This window comes from Agromyces sp. NDB4Y10 (assembly GCF_001620055.1).
Lineage (GTDB): Bacteria > Actinomycetota > Actinomycetes > Actinomycetales > Microbacteriaceae > Agromyces > Agromyces indicus.
The window spans coordinates 1-22,002 of sequence record NZ_LQGY01000054.1 but is presented as its reverse complement, the minus strand read 5'-3'; the positions used below and the strand labels follow the sequence as shown (position 1 = coordinate 22,002).

Here is a 22,002-nt window from a genome sequence, read left to right as displayed (position 1 = left end):
TCGTATGGTTGTCGGGTTCTTCGAAACCCGATACGCCAGTTACGCAATTGTTACGTACGAAACCCCCCCTTGTGACTTTATGACCCATCGCCCCCATGGCCGCCGCGCGGCCGCACGCCCCCGCCCCAGCCTCCTCCCGCGACGCGACCGCGCCCCCCGAGCGCGTCGCAGCGGCACCGCCCCCGTCCGGTCCGCGATGTCGCTCGCCGCGATGTCCCTCGCCGGCGGCATGCTGCTCGCGACGAGCGTCCCCGCGCTCGCCGTGTCCGCCACCGACACCGAGGTCCGCGCCTCGGTCTACGCCCCCGCGAGCGGCCCCGTCTCCGAGCGTTCCCAGACGCTCGAGGTGAGCGCCGAGGCGACCCTGCAGCCGATCGACATCGGCGAGTGGGATGTCGAGGCGGCTCCGCCGCCCATCGAGTCGAGCGTCGCCGGCGTCGGCGACGTGTCGCTGCTCGAGTCGCCGCGCGTCGTCTGGCCCGTCGACCCCTCGCGCACCTCCGACGGCTTCGGTCCGCGCGTGGCCCCCTGCGGCGGCTGCTCGACCGAGCACGACGGCGTCGACTTCAACCCCGGTGCAGGCGCCCCCATCGTCTCCATCGCCGACGGCGTGGTCATCACCGCGACCGAGGCGGGCGGCGGCTACGGCGCGTACGTCGAGGTGCAGCACAACATCAACGGCGTGCTGATCACCTCGCTGTACGCCCACATGCAGTACGGCTCCATCCAGGTGTCCGCGGGCCAGCGCGTCAGCGCCGGCGACCCGCTCGGTGCGGTCGGTTCGACCGGCCAGTCGACCGGGCCGCACCTCCACCTCGAGATGTACGGCGCCGACGGCGTCCGGTTCGACGGCATGGCCTGGCTCCAGGCCAACGTCACCGGCTGACCCCCGGCACCTCGGCGCAGGCCGGGCGTCCCCGTCGACGGGGCGCCCGGCTTCGTCGTCTCCGGGGTCAGCGCCCCGCGAATCGGGGCGAGCGCTTCTCGAGGAACGCCGCCACGCCCTCGCGCATGTCGTCCGTGCGGAACGCGTCGGCGAAGCCCTCGACCTCGAGGTCGGTCGCGACCGCGGTCGGCGTGCCGGTCGCCGCGACGAGCACGCGCTTGGCCAGCGCGACCGCCGTCCAGGCGTTCTCCGCCACCTCGGCGATGGTCGCGCGTGCGCCCTCGAGCAGTGTCTCGCGATCGGGGAACCGCCGGGAGACGAGTCCGGCGGCCTCGGCCTCCGCCGCGCCGATGCGCCGGCCGGTGTAGATGAGCTCCTTCGCGAGGGCAGGGCCGACCGCACGGGGGAGGCGCACCGTGCCGCCGAATCCCGGGATCAGGCCGAGGCGCACCTCGGGCTGGCCGAAGGCCGAGGCATCCGTCGCATAGATCAGGTCGCAGGCGAGCGCGAGCTCGAGGCCGCCGCCGAGCGCGAACCCGTCGACGCACGCGATCACGGGCGCCGGGAACGCCTCGATCGTCGCCGCCACGCGGTGGCCCAGGCGTGCGGCGTCGGCGCCCTCGTCGGGGGTGAGCCCGCCGAGCGAGCGGATGTCGGCACCCGCGACGAAGGCGCGGCCGCCCTCGCCGACGACGATCACGCCGCGCACGGCGTCGCCCTCGGCCGCGAGTCCGTCGAACGCCTCGGCGAGGTCGCGCAGCACCTCGGGGGAGAGGGCGTTCAGTGCCGACGGGCGATCGATGACGACGGTCGCCACCACGCCGTCGCGTTCGACGCGGACGGCGGGCGTCGCGGGGTCGCCTGCAGGATGCTCGGTCATTCGTGGTCCTTCCCGACGGGCGCCGGTGCCCGACGGCGACCACGCTACGCCATCCGCTGCTGCAGGCCCCGACGGTAGACTCGGCCGCATGCCTGCCTCCCCCCGACGCGTTCGCGCGATCCGGGCCGCGTTCGCGGCCGCCCTCTCCGTCGGCCTCCTCGCCGGGTGCACCGGCAACCCGGTCGACGAGTTCGTGAACCGCAACGTCGAGGACGCGGTGGAGGGCGCCACCGGCGGAGACGTGAGCCTCGGCGGCGACCTGCCGGCCGACTTCCCGGCGTCGGTCCCCGTGATCGACGGCGAGATCGAGTTGAGCGGCGGCTCCGGCGGCTCCGCCGGGTGGGTCGTCGTGGTGACCTCGTCGGCGGCCGACCCCGTGGGGGAGGCGGCGGCGGCGCTCGAGCAGGCGGGATTCACCGAGCAGACCTCCGGGTCGGCGCAGTCGGCGTCCGGCATCCTCTACTCGAACGGCGAGCACCTCGTGGTGCTCGCCGGGGAGGGCACGACGGTGAGCTACGCCGTCAGCGTCGCGCCATGAGCGGCGGGAACGCGCCGGTCGAGCGCGATCGCGAACCGCGCACGTCGATGTCCGCCCGCGTGCGGACGATCGCCATCGCGGTGGCGGTGGGCGTCGTCTACGGCACGGTCGCGACGGTCGGCCACCGCCACGCGTGGCAGATCGGCGATGTCTCGATCCCGTGGGGGCTGGTCGCCGGGCTCGTCGGCGTGGCGGCACTGCTCATCGGCATCCGCATGGTGGCCGGCGGGCGCGTGGCGGCGATCGGTGCGTCGGTGGGGGTCGTCGCTGCCGTCGCCCTCCTGTCCCTGCCGGGGCCGGGCGGTTCCGTCCTCGTCGCGAGCGGGATCGTCGGCACGATCTGGTCGGTCGCGCCCGCACTCATCGCCGTCCTCGTCGTCGCGTGGCCGTCGCTCCCGTCACGCGGCGCCGCCGTAGCGCACCCGCGCGCGACGCACGCGTAGACTGGCCTTCCAGCCTCATCGAAGGGACACCGACCCACCGTGACCTATGTCATCGCCCTGCCGTGCGTCGATGTGAAGGACCGCGCCTGCATCGACGAGTGCCCCGTCGACTGCATCTACGAGGGTGAACGCTCCCTCTACATCCACCCCGACGAGTGCGTCGACTGCGGCGCCTGCGAGCCCGTGTGCCCCGTCGAGGCCATCTACTACGAGGACGACCTGCCCGACGAGTGGGCCGACTACTACAAGGCCAACGTCGAGTTCTTCGACGACATCGGCTCGCCCGGCGGTGCCGCCAAGGTCGGCGTGATCGCCAAGGACCACCCGCTCGTCGCCGCCCTGCCGCCCCAGGGCCACTGAGCATGGCGCTCGGCGCCCTGCCCGAGTACCCCTGGGACCTCATGGTCCCGTATCGCCAGCGCGCCGCCGCGCATCGTGACGGGCTCGTCGACCTGTCCATCGGCTCGCCGGTCGACTCCACGCCGCCCGTCGTGCGAGAGGCCCTCGCGGCGGCGACCGACGCGCACGCGTACCCGACCACGGTGGGCACCGCGGCGCTGCGCCGCGCCATCGTCGCGTGGTACGAGCGCCGCCGCGGCGTGACCGGACTCGCCGCCGACGACGTGCTGCCCACCATCGGGTCGAAGGAGCTGGTGGCCCTGCTGCCGTTCATGCTCGGCGTGGGGCAGGGCGACGTCGTCGTGCATCCTCGTGCGGCGTACCCGACGTACGAGATGGGCGCCGTGTTCGCCGGGGCCCGATCGATGGCCTCCGACGACCCCGCCGAGTGGCCTGAGGAGACCCGGCTGGTGTGGCTCAACTCGCCGGGCAACCCGGACGGCCGGGTCCTCGACGTCGAGCAGCTCCGCGCGGCGGTCGGTCGCGCGCGCGAGCTCGGCGCGGTCATCGTGGGCGACGAGTGCTACGCCGAACTCGGGTGGGAGGGTCCGTGGCGCGAGGGTGCCGTGCCGAGCATCCTCGACCCGCGCGTGACCGGCGGCGACACCTCGGGGGTGCTCGCCATCTACTCGCTGTCGAAGCAGTCGAACATGGCCGGCTACCGCGCCGCGTTCGTGGCGGGATGCCACGACTCGATCGCCCGGCTCACGACGGCCCGCAAGCACGCCGGCCTCATGGTTCCGGCGCCCCTGCAGGCGGCGATGACGGTCGCCCTCGGCGACGAGGCGCACGTCGCCGAGCAGAAGGAGCGCTACCGCGGCCGCCGCGAGCAGCTGCGGGGCGCCCTCGAGGACGCGGGGTTCCGCATCGACCACAGCGAGGCGGGACTCTACCTGTGGGCGACGGAGGGCCGCGACGCCTGGGACTCGATCGGTCGACTCGCCGACCTGGGGATCCTCGCCGGTCCGGGGCACTTCTACGGCACGCACTTCCCCGAGCACGTGCGGTTGTCGCTCACCGCGCCCGACGAACGGGTGGCCTCCGCCGCGGCGCGCCTTCGCGCCACCGCGGTCCGCTGACCGGGTCCGGGTGAGGTCGCGGGGGCATCCGGCGGGCTGATCTGTGGCATCCGTCAACCGAAGGTGCGATCTCTTGGTGGATGCGACAATGCCCGCTCGGCCCGTCTAGGCTGTAGTGCGGGCCGCCGACGCCGACCGGCACGGGGCCGGAAAGCAGGTGACCCCGCAAGTGACGATCACAGGAGATGCCGTGAGCGACGTCGTGAACACCGCGCCCGGGGCCGACCGTCCCGACACCGCCACGCTGGCCTTCCCCGGCGGAACCGCCGAGTTCCCCATCCACGCCGCAGCCCAGGGCAACTCGAGCATCGACCTCTCGACGCTCACACGGCAGACCGGCCTCACCGCGCTCGACTACGGCTTCGTGAACACCGCGTCCACGCGCTCGTCGATCACCTACATCGACGGCGAACAGGGCATCCTCCGGTACCGCGGCTTCCCGATCGAGCAGCTCGCCGAGCACTCCACGTACCTCGAGGTGGCCTGGCTGCTCATCTACGGCGAGCTGCCCACGGCCGACCAGCTCGGCGAGTTCGACGAGAAGATCCGCCGGCACACGCTCCTCCACGAGGACCTCAAGCGCTTCTTCTCGGCGCTGCCGCACACCGCGCACCCCATGGCCGTGCTCTCGAGCGCCGTCGCGGCGCTCTCGACGTACTACGAGGACTCGTCCGACCCGCACGACCTCGACCACGTCGAGCTCACGACGATCCGCCTGCTCGCGAAGCTCCCGGTCATCGCCGCCTACGCCCACAAGAAGAGCATCGGCCAGGCGTTCCTCTACCCCGACAACTCGCTGAACTTCGTCGAGAACTTCCTGCGACTGAACTTCGGCAACATGGCCGAGCCCTACTCGATCGACCCCACGCTCGCCAAGGCGCTCGACCGGCTGCTCATCCTCCACGAGGACCACGAGCAGAACGCGTCAACCTCGACCGTCCGGCTCGTCGGATCGACCGGGGCCAACCTGTACGCGTCGATCTCGGCCGGCATCCAGGCGCTGTCCGGTCCGCTGCACGGCGGGGCGAACGAGGCGGTCCTCCAGATGCTCGCGCGCATCCGCGACTCCGGCGAGGGCGTCGGCAAGTTCGTCGAGCGCGTGAAGAACAAGGAGGACGGCGTCAAGCTCATGGGCTTCGGCCACCGGGTCTACAAGAACTACGACCCGCGCGCGAAGATCGTCAAGCAGAGCGCGGATGCCGTGCTCGAGGGCCTCGGCGTGAACGACCCGCTGCTCGACATCGCCAAGGAGCTCGAGCAGTTCGCCCTGGAGGACGACTACTTCAAGCAGCGTCGCCTGTACCCGAACGTCGACTTCTACACCGGCGTCATCTACAAGGCGATGGGCTTCCCGACGCGCATGTTCACGGTGCTGTTCGCGATCGGCCGCCTTCCCGGCTGGATCGCGCACTGGCGCGAGATGAACCTCGACCCGCAGACCAAGATCGGCCGCCCTCAGCAGCTGTACACGGGCTCGCTCGAGCGCCCGTACCCGCACCGCTGACGCCGGACGAGTGACGGCCCCGTCTCCCGTGGGAGGCGGGGCCGTCGTCGTCTGCCGGTGCCACGAGGCCGGGTCACCCGGTCAGAGCGCGGCGACCTCGTCGGCGGAGGCGGCGTCGGCCGGCGTCGCATGCCGTTCCACGAGCCCGGGGCGCGGGTCGAGGTGGATGCCCGCGAGCATGCACCGCACCGAGCCGCCGGCCAGCTCGATCGTCGGCACGTCGAGGGGCAGCAGACGCGCGGAGCGCTCGATGCGCTCACGCTGGTCGGCGGTGAGCGCGTCGTACGCGCGCCGCGACAGCGCGAGGACGCGGCCCTGCGAGCCCCAGAGCTCGAGGGCGTTCCCGCTGAACTCGTCGATCTGCTCGTTGGTGAGCGCGATGACGTCGCGGCGGCCGCGCGCCGAGAGCCGGTCGATGATCTCCTGTCGGCGCACCGGGGAGACGATCATGTCCGTCGCGAGCAGGGCGTACTCGGTCGCGATGCTCATGATCACGTTGGTGTGGTACACCGCGATGCCGCGACCGTCGACCGCGTCGAACACCATCGGCTCGTAGCCGAAGTTGGTGCAGAAGCGTTCGAGGGCGATCGGGTCGGCACGGTTCGAGCGCGCAGCGTAGGCGATGCGCGACTCGTGGTCGAGCACCATCGCCCCCGTCCCCTCGAGGAAGACGTCGTCGTACTCGAGTCCCGAGTAGTCGATGACGTCCTGCACGCGGTAGGTGGTCTTCAGCAGCTCGACGATGTCGGACCGGCGCTCGGTCCGGCGGTTGGGCGTGAACATCGGGTACAGGGCGATGTGGCCGCCCGAGTGGGTCGAGATCCAGTTGTTCGGGAAGACGCTGTCGGGGCGGTGCCGGGTCTCGTCCTCGAACAGGTGCACGGTGACGCCCGCCGCCTCGATCGCCGCTGCGGCGCGCGTGACCTCCTCGTAGGCGGATGCCGCGAAGGCGTCCTCGTCGAGGCCGTCGGTGCTCGGCTGGAAGCCGTTGTCGGCGACCGTCTGCGGATTCGGGGCGAAGTGGTGCGGCCGGACCATGACGACCGCAGCGGGGGACTGGACGGACATCCGCTCAGCTCACGGGGGAGAACGCGCCGACGATGCCGAAGAGGTCCTTCGGGTCCTCGGGGTCGGCGACGAGGTCGATCCGCTGCTCGAAGTTCGTGCCCGCGACCTGGTCGCGCACGTAGCGCAGGGCGGAGAAGTCCTCGATGGCGAAGCCGACCGAGTCGAACAGGGTGATCTGGTCGGCGCCGGTGCGGCCGGCGGCGCGACCGGTGAGCGTCTCCCAGAGCTCGGTCACCGGGAAGTCCGGCGCCTTCGCCTGGATCTCGCCCTCGATCCGGGTCTGCGGCGTGTACTCGACGAAGACGCTCGCGCGATCGAGGATCGCCGGGTCGAGCTCGGTCTTGCCGGGGCAGTCGCCGCCGATCGCGTTCAGGTGCATGCCGGGGCGGACCCACTCGTCGGACACGACCGTGGCGCGTGCCTTGTCGGCGGTGCACGTCGTGACGATGTCCGCGCCGTCGAGCGCCTCGGCGGCACTCCCGGCGACCTCGATCTCGAAGCCGAGCGGGAGCATGTTGCGGACGAACTTCGCGATCGCGTCGGGATCGACGTCGAACACGCGGAGCGAGGTGATCCCGAGTGCGCTGCGGAATGCGAGTGCCTGGAACTCGGCCTGGCTGCCGGTGCCGATCATCGCCATGACGCGCGAGTCGGGCCGGGCGAGCAGCTTCGCCGCGAAGGCGGACGTCGCGGCGGTGCGCAGCGCGGTGAGCACGGTCATCTCGGCGAGGAACGTCGGGTAGCCGTTGTGGACGTCGGCGAGCACGCCGAACGCGGTCACCGTCTGGTAGCCGTGGGCCGGGTTCGAGGGGTGGCCGTTGACGTACTTGAACGCGTACGACTCGTGGTCGCTCGTGGGCATCAGCTCGATCACGCCGAAGGGCGTGTGGCTGGCCACGCGCGGGGTCTTGTCGAAGCTCTCCCACCGCGCGAAGTCCTGCTCGAGGTACTCCATGATCCCGGCGATGATGCGCTCGGGTCCGGTGCTGGCGACCCAGCCGACCATGTTGCGTACGTCGACGAAGCTCGTCATCACGTTCCTTTCCAGTTGCCTGCGATCAGGCTAGGTCCCGTCGATATGCAACGGCAACGACCGTTCTGCTCACGGATCGCCGCCCGTGCGATCGAATTGCACAGCACGAAGATACGATGTGTCCATGGATCTCTTGGACGAGCTGGACCGCCGGCTGCTCGCGCTCCTGCGCGAGGACGGACGGGCGCCCGTGGCCGAGCTCGCGCGCCGGCTCGGCGTGGCTCGCGCGACGGTCACCGGCCGGATCGACCGGCTCGTGGCATCCGGCACCATCATCGGATTCTCGGTGCGCGTGCGCGACGAGGCGGACCCGCTCGCGATCCACGCGATCTCGTTCATCGAGGTCGAGGGGCGGAGCACCGACGAGGTCATCCGCCGCCTGCGGGGGTTCCCCGAGATCATCGCGCTGCACACGACGAACGGCGGCTGGGACCTCGTCGCCGAGCTGCGCACCGAGACCCTCGGCGAGTTCGACCGCGTGCTCGGGCGCATCCGCTCGATCGTCGGCGTCGTGAACAGCGAGACGAGCCTGCTGCTCAGCTCCGTCCTGCGCTGACGAGCGGGTCAGTCGCCGGGCGGCCGGAGCTGGAGCACGTCGCGCGTCGCCTCGCGGACGGCGCGGACGCTGAACGCCCACGGCAGCATGCGCTCCTCGCGCCAGAGCTCGGCCTGGTCGTCGTAGTTCCGGTGGAACGCGTGGCCCGACACGCCCGTGAGGTTCACCCAGGTCGAATCGTCGAAGTCGTCGAGGTCGACGACCATGCGCATCGAGGGCACCCAGTCGACCTCGTAGCCGACGCTCGCGTCCCATCCGTTGGCGTTGACGATGGCCGAGCCCCCGCCGAGCTCGTACGGTCCGCGGTTGAACGTCCACTCGAGGGCGTCGATGCCCGATGACCCGAACGACGAGTGCTCGAGCGTGAGCGTGTGCAGGCGTCCCCAGCGCCATTCCGCGGCGTCGTCGCCCATGAGATCGGATGCTTCGGCCCAGGCGCCCGCGAGTGCGGCGGCGAGCACGGCGTCGCGTCCGGTCGCACCGGCCCCCTCGTCGGTCCACCACGGGTTCTCGGGTTCGCCCAGCAGCGTCTGCACGACCGAGAACCAGCGGTCGCCGCCCTGCGGTCGGGTGCCCTCCGGCAGGTCCCCGAACATCCGGTCGAGCAGTTCCCGCCAGAAGACGGCGAAGTACGCCGCCTCGGCGCTGTCCGCGTCGGCGGCGCCGTCCCACCCGTCGAGCAGTCGCGCCCCTCGCGCGGCGTCGCCGTCGAGCTCGAGTTCGGCGATGACCGGCAGGAAGGCCTCGGCGTTCGCGTCGCGCGTGTCGAGCTGGATCTCCGCCATGTGCTCGGCGGTGATGGGCTGTCCCGCGGCGATGAGCTCGCCGAGTCGGCGGTCGATGGATTCCGCGCGGTAGCCGAGGTCCCAGTCCTGCGTGAGCTCGGCGCCGTCGGCCGCGATCGCGTTGTTCGCCGCGACGAAGTATCCACGTTCCGGGTTGAGCGCGGTCGGCAGCGCGTCGAACGGGAGGTAGGCGGACCAGCCGTTCGCGCTCGTCCAGCCGGGGAGGGGCAGGGTGCCGTCGCCCGCGGAGCGGACCGGGATCCGCCCGGGTGCCTGGTAGCCGATGTTGCCCTCGATGTCGGCGTAGAGGAGGTTCTGGGCCGGCACGTCGAAGAGCGCCGCGGCATCGCGGAACTCGTCCCAGTCGCGGGCGCGGTTGAGTGCGAGGATCGCGCGCGGCGTGGTGCCGGCGGTGAGGGCCGTCCACTGCAGCGAGACCTCGGCCTCGGTCCCCTCGGCTGCCGGCGGCTCGCCGGGGGTGGCCACGGCGGCGTAGCCCTCGGCCACCCGGCCGAAGTCGCTGGAGATGTCGGTGACGATCGGGCCGCGCTCGGTCGCGCGCACCGTCACGGACACCGGTTCGCCGCCCGCGACCTCGATGACCTCCTCGCGGACGGTGAGCGGCACGAGCGCGCCGTCGAGTTCGTACGAGTCGCCCTGCACGCGCTCGAGGTACAGGTCGGCGACATCCGGCGCCATGTTCGTCAGGCCCCACGCGATGCGGTCGTTGTGCCCGATGACGATCCCCGGGAGTCCGGCGAAGCCGAAGCCCGAGACGTCGTAGTGGCAGGCGTCGTTGCGTTCGGCGCACCGGAGCGCCGTCTGGGTCCAGATCGAGGGCATCGCCGGCCCGAGGTGCGGGTCGCTCGCGAGCAGGGGCAGTCCCGATTCGGTCAGCGCGCCCGACACGACCCAAGAATTCGAGCCCAGGTCGCCGCCCTCGGGGCCGAGGAGTTCCGGCAGCGCGTCGATGGTGGTCGCGAGCGAGGCGAGCGCGTCCAGGTGCCCGGCGGCATCCGGAGCGAGCGGTTCGACGGCCGTGGCGGCCGGCGCCGCGGCCACGGGTCCGCCGACGATCGTCGGCTTCGCGTCGAACGGGAACCCGGGATGCAGCCGCGCCACCTCCTCGGGCGGGAGCTCGGCCGAGAGCAGCGCGCGGTCGATCTCGTCCCCGAGGTTCGAACGGAGGTCCCAGGCCATCGCCTTGAGCCACGCGATGGAGTCGACCGCGGTCCAGGGCTCGGGCTCGTAGCCGGGCCGCTGCAGCGCGAGCAGGCCGTACTCGAGCGACAGCTCGACGCCCGAGCGGCGGTCGAGGTAGGCGTTCACGCCCTCGGCGTACGCGTCGAACGCGGCACGGGTGTCGGCGTCGAGCTCGGTGTACTCGCGTTCGGCGACGCCGCGCCAGTCGAGGGTGCGCACGAACGCGTCGCTCGCGACCTGCGACTCGCCGAACAGCTCCGCCAGCCGGCCCGCGGTGGCGTGGCGGCGCAGGTCCATCTCCCAGAAGCGGTCCTGCGCGTGCACGAACCCCTGTGCGAAGAAGAGGTCGGCGTCGGTCTCGGCGACGATGTGCGGCACGCCCGCGTCGTCGCGGTAGACGGTCGCCGGGGCCGTGAGCCCGGGCACGACGACCCGCCCCGATGCGGTCGGGAACGAGCGCTGCACGGTCCACCAGCCGACGCCCGCGGCGACCACCGCGAGGACCAGCACGGTGACGAGCAGCCCCACCAGGACCCGGGCCCACCGGTGTCGAGCCGTCCTCGGCGCGTCCGTCCCCACGTCACTCCCTCGTGCTCGCCGCCGCGCCGCCATGCGCATGCGGGTGGCCGCCCGTGGGGCGGCCTCGGGTGATCACTGTACCCGGCCGGGTGGGCCGACGGATGCCGCGCGGCGGCGCGTGCTCAGGCGTGCAGCGCCGTGTTCAGCACGACGCCCTCGCCCGAACGCGAGATGACCTCCACGCGTCCGTCGAGCGAGTTGCGCCGGAACAGCAGGTTGGGCCGTCCCGAGAGCTCGACGGCCTTGACGACGCGGTCCCGCTCGCCGGCGGCGCCGCGCACGGCGACCTTCGTGCCGGCCGTGACGTACAGGCCCGCCTCGACGACGGAGTCGTCGCCGATCGAGATGCCGATGCCGGAGTTGGCCCCGAGCAGGGCGCGCTCGCCGATGGTGACGCGCTCGGTGCCGCCGCCGGACAGCGTGCCCATGATCGAGGCGCCGCCGCCGATGTCGCTGCCGTCGCCGACGACCACGCCCTGCGAGATGCGGCCCTCGACCATCGACGTGCCGAGCGTGCCCGCGTTGAAGTTCACGAACCCCTCGTGCATGACGGTCGTGCCGGGAGCCAGGTGGGCGCCGAGCCGCACGCGCGAGGCGTCGGCGATGCGGACGCGTTCGGGGATCACGTAGTCGAGCAGGCGCGGGAACTTGTCGAGGCCCGTGACGTGGATGCCCGCGCGCTGCAGCACCGGCCGCAGGCGGTCGAGGTCGGCGGGGTGGACGGGGCCGGCGTTGGTCCAGGCGACGTTCGGCAGGTGCCCGAAGATGCCGTCGAGGTTGATCGAGTTCGGTCGGACCAGCAGGTGCGACAGCAGGTGCAGGCGGAGGTAGGCGTCCGAGGTGCCGGCCGGCGGTTCGGCGAGGCGGATCGCGATGCGGACGGGTTCGACCCGCACGCCCCGCCGCTCGTCGTCGCCGACCGTGCCCGCGGGCGGCTCCCACGCGGCGGGCTCCGGCGACGGCAGGTCGCCGAGCTGCGGAGCGGGGTACCACGTGTCGAGCACCGTGCCGTCGGCGGCGATGGTGGCGAGCCCGTCGCCCCAGGCGGCGGTGGGCGCGGTCGTGTTCGGCGTGTCTGCGGGCATGCCTCAAGGGTATCGAGCCGGATGCCGCCGGGTCGGCGCGTGACGACGGCGCCCGTCGCCGCCATCCGCCCGCCCGCGGCCGCCGCCGTAGACTCGACCGCATGGCTGCTCCCGTCCGTCCCACGGCCGCGCTCGACCTCTCCGCCGACGTCGTCGCCATCACGCGGGCCATCTGCGACGTGCCGAGCGTGTCGGGCGACGAGGGCCCGCTCGCCGACCTGATCGTCGAGGCACTGGCGGACGCGGCGCACCTCGAGGTGGTCCGCGACGGCGACACGATCGTGGCCCGCACGAACCTCGGCCGCGACCGGCGCGTGGTCATCGCGGGCCACCTCGACACCGTGCCGATCAACGACAACCTGCCGACGCAGTACGAGGAGGTCGACGGGCGCGGCATCCTGTGGGGGCGCGGCACGGTCGACATGAAGGCCGGCGTCGCGGTGCAGCTGAAGCTCGCGTACGAGCTCGCCGAGCCCGCGGTCGACGTGACCTGGATGTGGTACGACCACGAGGAGGTCTCGGCCGACCTGAACGGGCTCGGACGCGTGCTGCGCGTGCACCCCGAGCTGTTCCACGCGGACTTCGCGATCCTCGGCGAGCCGACGCGCGCCGAGGTCGAGGGCGGCTGCAACGGCACCCTGCGCGCAGAGCTGCGCGCGACCGGCCGCCGGGCGCACTCGGCCCGCAGCTGGGTCGGCGAGAACGCCATCCACAAGCTCGCGCCCGCGCTCGAGCGGCTCGCGGCGTACGAGGCCGAGACCGTGCGCGTCGACGGGCTCGACTACCGCGAGGGCCTGAACGCGGTGCTCGTGCACGGCGGCGTCGCCGGCAACGTCATCCCCGACGAGGCCGTGCTCACGCTCAACTACCGGTTCGCGCCGAGTCGATCGGTGGCGGATGCCACGGCCCACGTGCGCGAGCTGTTCCCCGAGTACGAGGTGACGGTGACCGACTCCGCCGAAGGCGCCCGGCCCGGGCTCGACGACCCGCTCGCCCGGCAGTTCGTGCGCGCCGTCGGCGGCGAGGCGCGCCCCAAGTACGGCTGGACCGACGTGGCGCGCTTCAGTGCGCTCGGCATCCCGGCGGTCAACTTCGGCCCGGGCGACCCGTTGCTGGCGCATGCCGACGACGAACGCGTCGACTGCGACGAGATCGTCGCCTGCGAGCGGGCGCTGCGCGACTGGCTCACCGGATCCGCCGCATAGGGGAGCGGTGAGCGGGATCGAGGTCGAGCCCCGGCGACCGGACGCCGTCCGGTACGGCCGCTGGGCGCCGCGCGTGCGCTGGCGGCTCCTGCCGTGGTGGGGTCGCGTCATCGTGGTGTACGCCGCATCCCGGCTCCTCACGACCGTGTTCGTGATGCTGCTCGCACGCGAGCAGGGCGCCAACCCGTGGACCGGTGCGCAGCCGGGCTACTTCGAGTACGCGAACATCTGGGACTCGCGCTGGTACCAGGTGATCGCCGCGGTCGGCTACCCCACGGAGCTGCCCCGCACCGACGACGGCCACGTCGCCGAGAACGCGTGGGCGTTCCTCCCCGTCTTCCCGGGCGTCGTCCGGTTGTTCACCACCGTGGGCGTGCCGTGGGACGTGGCCGCCGTGCTCGTGGCGCTCTCGGCGGGCCTCGGCGCCGCGCTCGTGTTTCACCGGCTCATGTCGCGGTTCCTCGAACCGGACCAGGCGATGTTCGCGGTCGTGCTGTTCTGCGTCGCACCGGTCGCGCCGATCATGCAGTTCGGCTACGCCGAGTCGCTCGGATTCCTCTGGCTCGCCATCGCGCTGCTCCTGCTCGTCGACCGGCGCTACGGCTGGCTCGTGCCCGTCCTCGCCGTGTGGGCGTTCACGCGACCGGGGGCGCTGGCGTTCGCGCTCACGCTCGGACTGCACTGGATCGTGCGGTGGGCCACGCGGCGACAGGACCCGTTCCCGGTCCGCGAGCGGATCGTGGTGGCATCCGTCGCCGCCTTCGCCGGCGTGGTCGGCCTCGCCTGGCCCGGCATCGCCTGGGCCGCGACGGGCTCGCTCACGGCGTACACCGACACCGAGCTCGCGTGGCGTTCGGCGTACATCGGGTACGTGGAGCTCGTTCCCCTCACGCCGTGGTTCCAGTCCGGTGAATGGTGGCTCGGCCAGCCCATGGGCACGATCGTCCCGATCGTCCTCGTCATCGCCTTCGGGCTCGCCATCGCCTCGCCGTGGGTGAAGCGACTCGGCGTGGACATCCGGCTCTGGCTCGTGAGCTACGCCCTGTACGTCTTCGCCGTGTTCTTCCCGCAGTCCAGCACGTTCCGGATCCTCGCGCCGCTGTTCCCCATGGCCGGCGCCCTCGCCGTACCGCGCTCGCCGTGGTGGCGGGGCGGCCTCGTCCTGCTCTTCCTCGCACTGCAGGTGGGTTGGCTGCTCATCGCGTGGGGCATCGACGGCAGGGACTGGACGCCACCGTGATCGTGAACGAGGCGCGGACGCCGCGTGAACGGACCCGCAACCGGCCGGACACAACCGGAGAGGATTTCCCGGCGGACAGCACGGTGCGGGATAATGGAGGTTCAGCCACGAAAGGGGTAGCTCAATGGCGGCTATGAAGCCACGCACTGGAGACGGACCGATGGAGGCTGTGAAGGAGGGGCGCCTCATCATCGTGCGCGTGCCCCTCGAGGGTGGCGGTCGTCTCGTCGTCTCGGTGAACGACGCTGAGGCCAAGGAGCTCTACGACGTCCTCGGCGGCGTCGTGAACGCGGCCTGACCTCAGGCGCCCAGCTTCACGATCTGCAGCAGGCCGTCCCCGGCCGGCGAGATGGCGGTGACGACGGCGGATGAGGCCGCGAGCTCCGAGATGAGTCCGCGGAACGCCGTCGCCGCGTCGTCCCGCCGCGCCGGGTCGGCCACCCGCCCCTTCCACAGCGCTCGCGCCACGAGCACGCTGCCCCCGGGCTTCGCCAGGCGGAGCCCGTGCTCGACGTACTCGATGACCGACGGCGCGTCGGCGTCGACGAACACGATGTCGTACGAGCGCTCGTTCATGCGGGGCAGCACCTCGCTCGCGCGGCCTGCGATGAGGCGCACCCGCGCCGGCGCGATGCCCGCTTCGGTGAAGTGCTCGCGCGCGTGCTGCTGGTACTCCGTCTCGGTGTCGATCGACGTGAGGTGCGCGCCGCGGGCCGCCTGCAGCATGCAGAGCCCGGACACGCCCACACCCGTGCCGACCTCGATGATCGCGCGAGCGCCGGCCGCCGCGGCGATCACCGCGAGCTGCGCTCCGACGGCCGGCGACACCGGCTCGACGCCGAGCTCGAGGGACTGCTGACGGGCCTTCGCGATCGACTCGGATTCGACGACCGACTCGTCGACGTACTTCCAGTTCAAGTCGTGTTCGGACACGTGGCGGCTCCCGGGGTTCTCTCGACCCCCAAGCCTAGGGGCCGTCCGGAGATGGCCCTGCACGCCTCGCCGCCCACTATCCTTGACGACATGGGCGGCCTCACCTTCGACAAACTCCTCATCATCGGGGTGATCGCCGTCTTCCTGCTCGGCCCCGAACGCCTGCCGCACTACGCCGCGCAGCTCGGCCGCATGGTCCGTTCGCTCCGCGACCTCGCCAACGGGGCGAAGGACCGCATGCGCCAGGAGATGGGTCCGGAGTTCGACGACGTCGACTGGCAGAAGCTCGACCCGCGGCAGTACGACCCGCGTCGCATCATCCGCGAGGCACTGACCGAGGTCGACCCGTTCGCCGAACCGCAGAAGCCCGTCGTCGCGCGGGCGGCCGTCAACGAGAACTCCGCCTACCTGCAGCGCAAGCGCAAGCGCGAGACGCTCGCGGTGGGCGAGGGCGCCCCGTTCGACTCCGAGGCCACCTGAACGAGGCCCATCCGGCCGACCTCGTCGCCGTCAGGCGCGCCGGATCGCCCGGAGCACGCGCGCGAGCAGCACGAGCGGGCCGACGAGCCGGGCGTACTCGCGACCGGTGTGCGGCAGGGGGATCAGCCGCCGATTGATCGAGATGGTCACCGGGTCGACGAACCGCCGGAGCCCCTCCACGCCGTTCCGGCGTCCGATCCCGGACTCCTTCAGGCCGCCCATGGGCGCGTCGACCGACCCGAAGCTGCCGCGGTAGCCCTCGTTGACGTTGACGCTGCCGGCGTCGATCTCGTGGGCGAGGCGGAGCCCGTGGCGCGTGGAGCCCGTGAGCACCGAGGCGTTCAGGCCGTACTCCGACTCGTTCGCGAGGAGCACGGCCTCGGTCTCATCGTCGACCACGGCGATGCTCGCGATCGCGCCGAACGTCTCCTCGTTCGCGGCGCGCGTGTCGGGCGTCACGTCGGCGAGGATCGTCGGCTCGAAGGCCCACGGCCCGATGTCGGGTCGCGCGCGTCCGCCGACCACGACCCGCGCGCCCTTGGCGACGGCGTCGTCGAGGTGGGAACGCACGCGCTGCAGCTGCGACTCGGTCGCGAGGCTGCCGTAGTCGGCGTCGTGGTCGAGACCCGATCCGATCCGGGGATCGGACAGGCGCGCGACGAGTGCCGCGGTGAACGGCTCGGCGACGCGACGGTGCACGTAGATGCGCTCGATCGAGACGCACAGCTGTCCCATCGACGAGAAGCACGCGTGCGCGGCATCCGCTGCGGCCTGCTCGACGTCGACGTCGTCGAGGACGATGAGGGCGTTCTTGCCGCCGAGCTCGAGCGAGGCGCCGACGAGTCGCCGCCCGGCCTTCTCGGCGATGCGTCGCCCGGTCGCCGTCGAGCCGGTGAAGCAGATGTAGTCGACCTCGTCGGTGAGCGCCTCGCCGGCCTCGCCGGGATCTCCCGCGACGACCGCCCAGACCGCCTCGGGCAGGCCCGCGTCGATGAAGGCGCGACGCAGGGCGAGCACTGAAAGCGCGCCCTGGTCGTCGGCCTTCTGCACGACGGCGCAGCCTGCGGCGAGGGCGGGCACGACGTCCATCGCGGCGAGGCTCACGGCGTAGTTCCACGGGGTGATCACGCCGACCACGCCCTTGGGGCGGTAGCGCACCCGCGTCGAGAGCACGAGCGGGATGCCCGACCGACGCCGGCCCCCGCCGAGCACCCGGCGCGCCATCAGGGCGTTCCAGCGCGTGACGGATGCCGCCTGGAAGACCTCCTCGAAGGCCTGCCCTCGGGTCTTGCCGCTCTCGAGCTGGGTGAGGTCGAGCAGCTCCTCGCGGCGGTCGAGGAGGAGGTCGTGCGCCCGGAGCAGGACCCGCCGCCGCTCGGCGAAGCCGAGTCGCGCCCACGCCAGTTGCGCGAGCCTGGCCCGCGAGACGGCGCCGCGCACGTCGTCCGCGCTCGACCGCGGGAGGTCCGAGATGGGCTCGCCCGTCGCCGGGGACGGGATCGGGACGGTCCGTCCGGTGGAGGCGACGAGGTCGGCGGTCAGGGCATCGACCGAGGAGCGGACGGGTGTACGGGCAGGGGCGATGGACACGCGGTCAGTCTAGGCCGCAGCGCTCGGCGTAGTAGGCGTACAGGTCGGCCTTCAGCGCGTCGCCGGAGGGCAGCTCGAGCACGCCCGACCGACCGTCGGACGTGCGCACCTCGAAGGGCAGGATGGTGCCGCGCTTGTCGTCCGCGATGGCGTGCGCGTCGCAACGGGCGGGTCGCACGGGGAGCTCGACGGTGGTCGCCGAGTCGCCGGCCGCGACGTCGAGGCCGACCGGCCACGCCCCGCCCGCCTCCGAGCCGATGAGCGTCGTGCCGAGTACCTGCGTGATCTCGAGCGCGAGGTCGCCGGATGCCGCGGGCTCGACGCCGACGTCGATGACCGCTCGCGCGTCCGTGCCTTCGCCGGTCGTGCGCAGGCGGTCCGGCAGCACGATCGAGGCCGCGGCCGCCACGGAGTCGGCGAGGCAGTCGCGGTCGTTGATGCGGGCCATGGTGTCGTAGGGATCGCTCGGCACCAGCGCGGCGCGCAGCCCGTCGTCGGCGTCGACGTCCGGTCCGCGTCGGACGAGCACGTCGACCGTCGTTTCGGGGGCGGCGTCGCACACGCTCACGGTGAGCGGGAACCGGGCGTCGAGCCGGTCGCCCGGATCGAGCTCGATCGGTCGCGAGCGCGTCATCCCCGGCTCGAGTGCGGGGGAGACCACCTCGGCCCGGTCGATCACGAGGCGCTCCTCGCCGTCGTTCGCGAACGACACCACGAGCACGCGGTCGGGCACGTCGAACCGACCCTGGCGGACCTCCACCGACAGGCCCCGGATCGTCCCGTCGACCGCCTCGGGACCGGCGTCGCTCGGCACGCTTGCCCCGGCGGCGCATCCGGTGAGCACCAGCGCCGCCACGACGACCGCGAGCGCATCCGCGCCGGCCCGTCGTGCCCGCGGCATCCGCCTCACCGCACCCGGATGTCGAGCGGCCGGCCGGCCAGCGAGCGCGGACGCCGGGCGAGCGTCTCGGCGACCTGTTCGATCGCGCGCGCGGCCGGGTCGTCGGGTTCCGCGAGGACCACGGGCACCCCGTCGTCGCCGCCGCGACGGAGCCCCACGCTGAGCGGTACCGAGGCCAGGAGCGGCACCGCCTCGTCGACGCCCTCCGAGAGGCGGCGCGCCACCTCGGCCCCGCCGCCCTCGCCGAAGAGGTCGAGCACGGAGCCGTCGGGCTGGGCGAAGCCGGCCATGTTCTCGACCACGCCGACCACGCGCTGGCCGGTCTGTCGGGCCACGAGGCCCGAGCGCTCGGCGACATCCGCCGCCGCGGGCTGGGGCGTCGTCACCACGACGACCTCGGCGTTCGGCAGGAGCTGGCCGAGCGAGATCGCGACGTCGCCGGTGCCCGGGGGCAGGTCGAGCAGGAGCACGTCGAGGTCGCCGAAGTACACGTCGGTGAGGAACTGCTGCAGCGTGCGGTGCAGCATCGGCCCGCGCCACGCGACGGCGACCGACGAACCGCGCCCGCCCGGGCTGGTGGGCTCGACGAACATGCCGATCGAGATCACCTTCACCCCGTGCGCCACCGGCGGGAGGATCATGTCGTCGACCCGCGTCGGCCGGGGCGCGTTGCCGTGCTCGTCGACGAGCCCGAGGAGACCGGGGATCGAGAAGCCGTGCACGTCGGCGTCGACGATCCCCACCGAGAGGCCGCGCGCGGCGAGGGCGACGGCGAGGTTCGCGGTCAGGGTGGACTTGCCGACCCCGCCCTTGCCGCTCGTCACCGCGATCACGCGCGTGAGCGTGCCCGGCCCGAACGGGTTGCCGCGGGCCCCCCGCCCGCCGCGGAGCCGCTCGGTCAGGGCCTGCCGCTGCTCCGGCGTCATGACGCCGAGGCGCACCACCGCGTTGCCCGGCCCCACGACCTGCTCGGCCGCGAGGCGCACGTCGCGCTCGATGCGGTCCGACGCGGGGCAGCCCACGATGGTCAGGCGGATGTCGACGTCGACCCCGTTCGCGGTCGCGGCCACCGCCTCGACCATGTCGAGCTCGGTGATGGGCTTCCGGATCTCGGGATCGATGACCCCCGCGAGGGCGGCGCGGACGGCGGCTTCGACCTCCGCAGGCGACCGCGAGGCGTCCGAGTCCGTCGCTCTCGACCGGTCAGGACCCATTCGCGGCGTCCTCGTCGTCGCGGCGGTCCAGCTCGTCGAGCACCTGCCGCAGCTCCTGCCGGATGAAGTCCTTCGACGCGAGGTCGCGCACGGCGATGCGGAGCGCGACCACCTCGCGCGCGAGGTACTCGGTGTCGGCCAGGTTGCGTTCCGCGCGCTGGCGGTCCTGCTCGATCTGCACGCGGTCGCGGTCGTCCTGGCGGTTCTGCGCGAGCAGGATGAGCGGCGCCGCGTACGACGCCTGCAGCGAGAGCATCAGGGTCAGCGCGATGAAGCCGTAGTCGGCCCGGTCGAACTGGAGGTTCGCCGGGGCGAGGGTGTTCCAGAGCATCCAGGCGGCGACGAACACCGTGAGGCCCAGCAGGAACCACGGCGTGCCCATGCCCCGCGCGACGACCTCGGTGAACCGGCCGAACCGGTCGCGGTCACCGGACAGTCGCAGGGGAGAGCCCGAGCGGCCGAGGCCCTTCGGGGTGTCGAACCGTCGGTCGTCGCCGTCAGCGCGTGCCATCTCCTGCCCTCCTTCCGGGTGCGATCGGGATACTGCCGGTGGCGAGCTGGGCGCGGGCGGTCGCGCGTCTGGTCACCTCCGACTCGGAGTCGGGATGACTTCGCCAGTCATCGGGCAGCAGGTAGTCGAGCACGTCGTCGATGGTGACGACGCCCACGAGGCGGTGCTTCTCGTCGACGACGGGCACCGACACGAGGTCGTAGCTGGCGAGGATGCGACTGACCTCGGCCGCCGACGTGTCGGCGGTCACGGGCTCGAGGCCCTGGTCGATGAGCGAGCCCAGCCGCTCGTGCGGCGGGTAGCGCAGCATCCGCTGGAAGTGCACGATGCCGAGGAACCGGCCGGTCGGCGGCTCGTAGGGCGGGAGCGTCACGCAGACCGCCGCGCCGAGGGCCGGCGGCAGGTCGTGCCGGCGGATCAGCGCGAGGCCCTCGGCGACCGTGGCATCCGCCGACACGATGATCGGCTCGGTGGTCATGAGCCCGCCCGCGGTGTCGGGCCCGTACGACAGGAGGAACCGGACGTCCTCGGCCTCCTCGGGCTCCATGAGCTCGAGGAGGTGCTCTCCGCGCTCCTCGGGGAGCTGCGCGATGAGGTCGGCGGCGTCGTCGGGCGACATGTGGTCGAGCACGTCGGCGGCGCGGTCGTCGCCGAGCTTGGCGAGGATGTCGACCTGGTCGGCCTCCGGCATCTCCTCCAGCACGTCGGCGAGCCGGTCGTCGGGCAGTTCGGCCGCGACCTCCTGCCGGCGGCGAGGCGGCAGGTCGAGCAGCGTGCTCGCGAGGTCGGCGGGCTTCAGCTCGGAGTACGTCGCGATGAGCTGTTCGGCCGACTGCGCTTCGCCCGCGGCGGTCAGCTCGCGGACCTCGCGCCACGTCACGTAGGCCGACGGCCCCTTGGCGAACGGCGACGCGCTCGTCTTCGGGCGGCGGACGAACAGCTGGTCGACCTCCCACTCGCCCTGGTCGCGTTCCTCGATCGCGACATCCTCGATGGTGGCCGTGCCGGAGCCGTCGTTGAACGCCACCTTGCGGCCGAGCATCTCGGCGATCACGCGCACCTCGCCGCCGCGCTGCTCGAAGCGGCGCAGGTTGATGAGCCCGGTGGTGATGATCTGCCCGCCGCCGATCGAGGTGACGCGCCCGATCGAGACGAAGACGCGGCGCTTGCCGGGGATCTCGACGATCAGGCCGACGACGCGCGGCGGGTCGGACTTGCGGTACACGACGAGGACGTCGCGCACCTTGCCCACCCGGTCGCCCGCGGGGTCGAAGACGGGGCACCCGGCGAGTCGGGCGACGAAGACTCTCGTGGCGCTCACACCCCCAACTTACCCCGGGGGCCTCCCTTCCGGCCCGCCGAGGCGGCCGCATGGGAGAATGGCCGGGTGAGCACGCAGAGCCCGTTCGGCGGCCGACTCGGCCGCGCCTACCCGACGCTGCCCAAGGGCGAGACGATCGCGAGCTACGAGACCTACCAAGAGGCGCAGGCCGCGGTCGACAAGCTCGCCAAGGCCGAGTTCCCCGTGAAGGAACTCTCGATCGTCGGGCACGACCTCACCACGGTCGAGCGCATCACGGGCAAGCTCACGTGGGGCCGCGCGGCCGGCGCCGGCGCCCTCTCCGGAGCCTGGTTCGGCACGTTCCTCGGGCTCCTGCTGTTCATCTTCTCGCCGACCGGCACGTCGCTCGGCGTGCTCGGCGCCGCCATCCTCATCGGCGCGGGCTTCGGCATGATCTTCAGCGTCGTGTCGTACTCCCTGAACCGCCGCCGCCGCGACTTCACCTCGGTCATGCAGGTGCTCGCGACGCGCTACGCCATCATCGGCGACCCCGGTCACGTGGCCCGGGCCCGCACCGTGCTGGGGGTGACGGATGCCGCGGCGCCGGC

The 22,002-nt window shown here is 72.5% G+C and carries 23 protein-coding genes; 12 read left to right on the top strand and 11 right to left on the bottom strand.

Annotated features, from left to right (window positions below):
- Positions 1-196 precede the first annotated feature (196 nt).
- On the top strand, positions 197-886 hold the full coding sequence (locus AVP42_RS12175; protein ID WP_067949407.1) for a M23 family metallopeptidase: 690 nt from the start codon (positions 197-199) through the stop codon (positions 884-886).
- A gap of 67 nt (positions 887-953) precedes the next feature.
- Here AVP42_RS12175 and AVP42_RS12170 read toward each other — a convergent pair whose 3' ends face one another.
- Positions 954-1,766: an enoyl-CoA hydratase/isomerase family protein gene (locus tag AVP42_RS12170; RefSeq protein ID WP_067949406.1), complete on the bottom strand. Its 813-nt coding sequence runs from the start codon at positions 1,764-1,766 to the stop codon at positions 954-956.
- Between the two features lie 88 nt (positions 1,767-1,854).
- Here AVP42_RS12170 and AVP42_RS12165 point away from each other — a divergent pair, with 88 nt between their 5' ends.
- The 5 genes from AVP42_RS12165 to AVP42_RS12145 all read left to right on the top strand — a co-directional run bounded on the left by AVP42_RS12165 (position 1,855) and on the right by AVP42_RS12145 (position 5,729).
- Complete coding sequence (locus AVP42_RS12165) at positions 1,855-2,304, top strand: hypothetical protein (protein ID WP_067949405.1); 450 nt, start codon at positions 1,855-1,857, stop codon at positions 2,302-2,304.
- The gene (locus AVP42_RS12160; RefSeq protein WP_067949404.1) at positions 2,301-2,747 is read left to right on the top strand and encodes a hypothetical protein; all 447 of its coding nucleotides are present in this window, start codon (positions 2,301-2,303) and stop codon (positions 2,745-2,747) included. Before AVP42_RS12165 ends, AVP42_RS12160 begins: the two co-directional genes overlap by 4 nt.
- A gap of 39 nt (positions 2,748-2,786) precedes the next feature.
- Positions 2,787-3,107, top strand: coding sequence for a ferredoxin (gene fdxA, locus AVP42_RS12155; RefSeq protein WP_067949403.1), 321 nt, complete (start codon positions 2,787-2,789; stop codon positions 3,105-3,107).
- Positions 3,108-3,109: 2 nt separating this feature from the next.
- Positions 3,110-4,225, top strand: a complete 1,116-nt coding sequence (dapC, locus tag AVP42_RS12150) for a succinyldiaminopimelate transaminase (RefSeq protein WP_067949402.1) — start codon at positions 3,110-3,112, stop codon at positions 4,223-4,225.
- A 190-nt stretch (positions 4,226-4,415) separates the two neighbouring features.
- Positions 4,416-5,729 carry a citrate synthase gene (locus AVP42_RS12145; protein WP_369798145.1) on the top strand — a complete coding sequence of 438 codons (1,314 nt, stop codon included), beginning with the start codon at positions 4,416-4,418 and terminating at the stop codon, positions 5,727-5,729.
- Between the two features lie 81 nt (positions 5,730-5,810).
- Here AVP42_RS12145 and ctlX read toward each other — a convergent pair whose 3' ends face one another.
- On the bottom strand, positions 5,811-6,797 hold the full coding sequence (gene ctlX, locus AVP42_RS12140) for a citrulline utilization hydrolase CtlX (RefSeq protein WP_082847222.1): 987 nt from the start codon (positions 6,795-6,797) through the stop codon (positions 5,811-5,813).
- 4 nt (positions 6,798-6,801) lie between these two features.
- Positions 6,802-7,830, bottom strand: coding sequence for an ornithine cyclodeaminase (locus tag AVP42_RS12135; protein WP_067949401.1), 1,029 nt, complete (start codon positions 7,828-7,830; stop codon positions 6,802-6,804).
- A gap of 124 nt (positions 7,831-7,954) precedes the next feature.
- Between AVP42_RS12135 and AVP42_RS12130 the strand changes: the two genes are divergently transcribed.
- Positions 7,955-8,386 carry an Lrp/AsnC family transcriptional regulator gene (locus tag AVP42_RS12130; RefSeq protein ID WP_067949400.1) on the top strand — a complete coding sequence of 144 codons (432 nt, stop codon included), beginning with the start codon at positions 7,955-7,957 and terminating at the stop codon, positions 8,384-8,386.
- A gap of 8 nt (positions 8,387-8,394) precedes the next feature.
- Here AVP42_RS12130 and AVP42_RS12125 read toward each other — a convergent pair whose 3' ends face one another.
- Both AVP42_RS12125 and dapD read right to left on the bottom strand, forming a co-directional pair.
- Positions 8,395-10,953, bottom strand: coding sequence for a penicillin acylase family protein (locus AVP42_RS12125; protein ID WP_231878614.1), 2,559 nt, complete (start codon positions 10,951-10,953; stop codon positions 8,395-8,397).
- 122 nt (positions 10,954-11,075) lie between these two features.
- Positions 11,076-12,038, bottom strand: coding sequence for a 2,3,4,5-tetrahydropyridine-2,6-dicarboxylate N-succinyltransferase (dapD, locus tag AVP42_RS12120; protein WP_067949399.1), 963 nt, complete (start codon positions 12,036-12,038; stop codon positions 11,076-11,078).
- A gap of 101 nt (positions 12,039-12,139) precedes the next feature.
- Between dapD and dapE the strand changes: the two genes are divergently transcribed.
- The 3 genes from dapE to AVP42_RS16290 all read left to right on the top strand — a co-directional run bounded on the left by dapE (position 12,140) and on the right by AVP42_RS16290 (position 14,781).
- Entirely contained in the window at positions 12,140-13,243 is a 1,104-nt protein-coding gene (gene dapE, locus AVP42_RS12115) for a succinyl-diaminopimelate desuccinylase (RefSeq protein ID WP_067949397.1), read from the top strand.
- A gap of 7 nt (positions 13,244-13,250) precedes the next feature.
- Entirely contained in the window at positions 13,251-14,483 is a 1,233-nt protein-coding gene (locus AVP42_RS12110) for a hypothetical protein (protein WP_067949395.1), read from the top strand.
- A gap of 124 nt (positions 14,484-14,607) precedes the next feature.
- Positions 14,608-14,781 carry a DUF3117 domain-containing protein gene (locus tag AVP42_RS16290; protein ID WP_019179788.1) on the top strand — a complete coding sequence of 58 codons (174 nt, stop codon included), beginning with the start codon at positions 14,608-14,610 and terminating at the stop codon, positions 14,779-14,781.
- A 2-nt stretch (positions 14,782-14,783) separates the two neighbouring features.
- Here AVP42_RS16290 and AVP42_RS12105 read toward each other — a convergent pair whose 3' ends face one another.
- Positions 14,784-15,416, bottom strand: coding sequence for an O-methyltransferase (locus AVP42_RS12105; protein WP_067949393.1), 633 nt, complete (start codon positions 15,414-15,416; stop codon positions 14,784-14,786).
- A gap of 90 nt (positions 15,417-15,506) precedes the next feature.
- Between AVP42_RS12105 and AVP42_RS12100 the strand changes: the two genes are divergently transcribed.
- Entirely contained in the window at positions 15,507-15,896 is a 390-nt protein-coding gene (locus AVP42_RS12100; RefSeq protein WP_067949392.1) for a twin-arginine translocase TatA/TatE family subunit, read from the top strand.
- 30 nt (positions 15,897-15,926) lie between these two features.
- Here AVP42_RS12100 and AVP42_RS12095 read toward each other — a convergent pair whose 3' ends face one another.
- The 5 genes from AVP42_RS12095 to AVP42_RS12075 are packed head-to-tail and all read right to left on the bottom strand — an operon-like array spanning position 15,927 to position 21,433.
- Positions 15,927-17,486 (bottom strand): succinic semialdehyde dehydrogenase, encoded by a 1,560-nt coding sequence (locus tag AVP42_RS12095; protein WP_067949390.1) that lies wholly within the window; start codon positions 17,484-17,486, stop codon positions 15,927-15,929.
- Between the two features lie 4 nt (positions 17,487-17,490).
- Positions 17,491-18,387: a hypothetical protein gene (locus AVP42_RS12090; RefSeq protein WP_067949388.1), complete on the bottom strand. Its 897-nt coding sequence runs from the start codon at positions 18,385-18,387 to the stop codon at positions 17,491-17,493.
- A 5-nt stretch (positions 18,388-18,392) separates the two neighbouring features.
- Entirely contained in the window at positions 18,393-19,601 is a 1,209-nt protein-coding gene (locus AVP42_RS12085) for an Mrp/NBP35 family ATP-binding protein (RefSeq protein ID WP_067949386.1), read from the bottom strand.
- Positions 19,591-20,112 (bottom strand): DUF1003 domain-containing protein, encoded by a 522-nt coding sequence (locus AVP42_RS12080; RefSeq protein WP_067949384.1) that lies wholly within the window; start codon positions 20,110-20,112, stop codon positions 19,591-19,593. The genes AVP42_RS12085 and AVP42_RS12080 overlap by 11 nt, the downstream gene beginning before the upstream one ends.
- Positions 20,099-21,433: a magnesium transporter MgtE N-terminal domain-containing protein gene (locus AVP42_RS12075; RefSeq protein WP_067949383.1), complete on the bottom strand. Its 1,335-nt coding sequence runs from the start codon at positions 21,431-21,433 to the stop codon at positions 20,099-20,101. The genes AVP42_RS12080 and AVP42_RS12075 overlap by 14 nt, the downstream gene beginning before the upstream one ends.
- Before the next feature lie 66 nt (positions 21,434-21,499).
- Here AVP42_RS12075 and AVP42_RS12070 point away from each other — a divergent pair.
- Positions 21,500-22,002 (top strand): general stress protein (locus tag AVP42_RS12070; protein WP_067949381.1); only part of this gene is annotated, 503 nt, incomplete at its 3' end.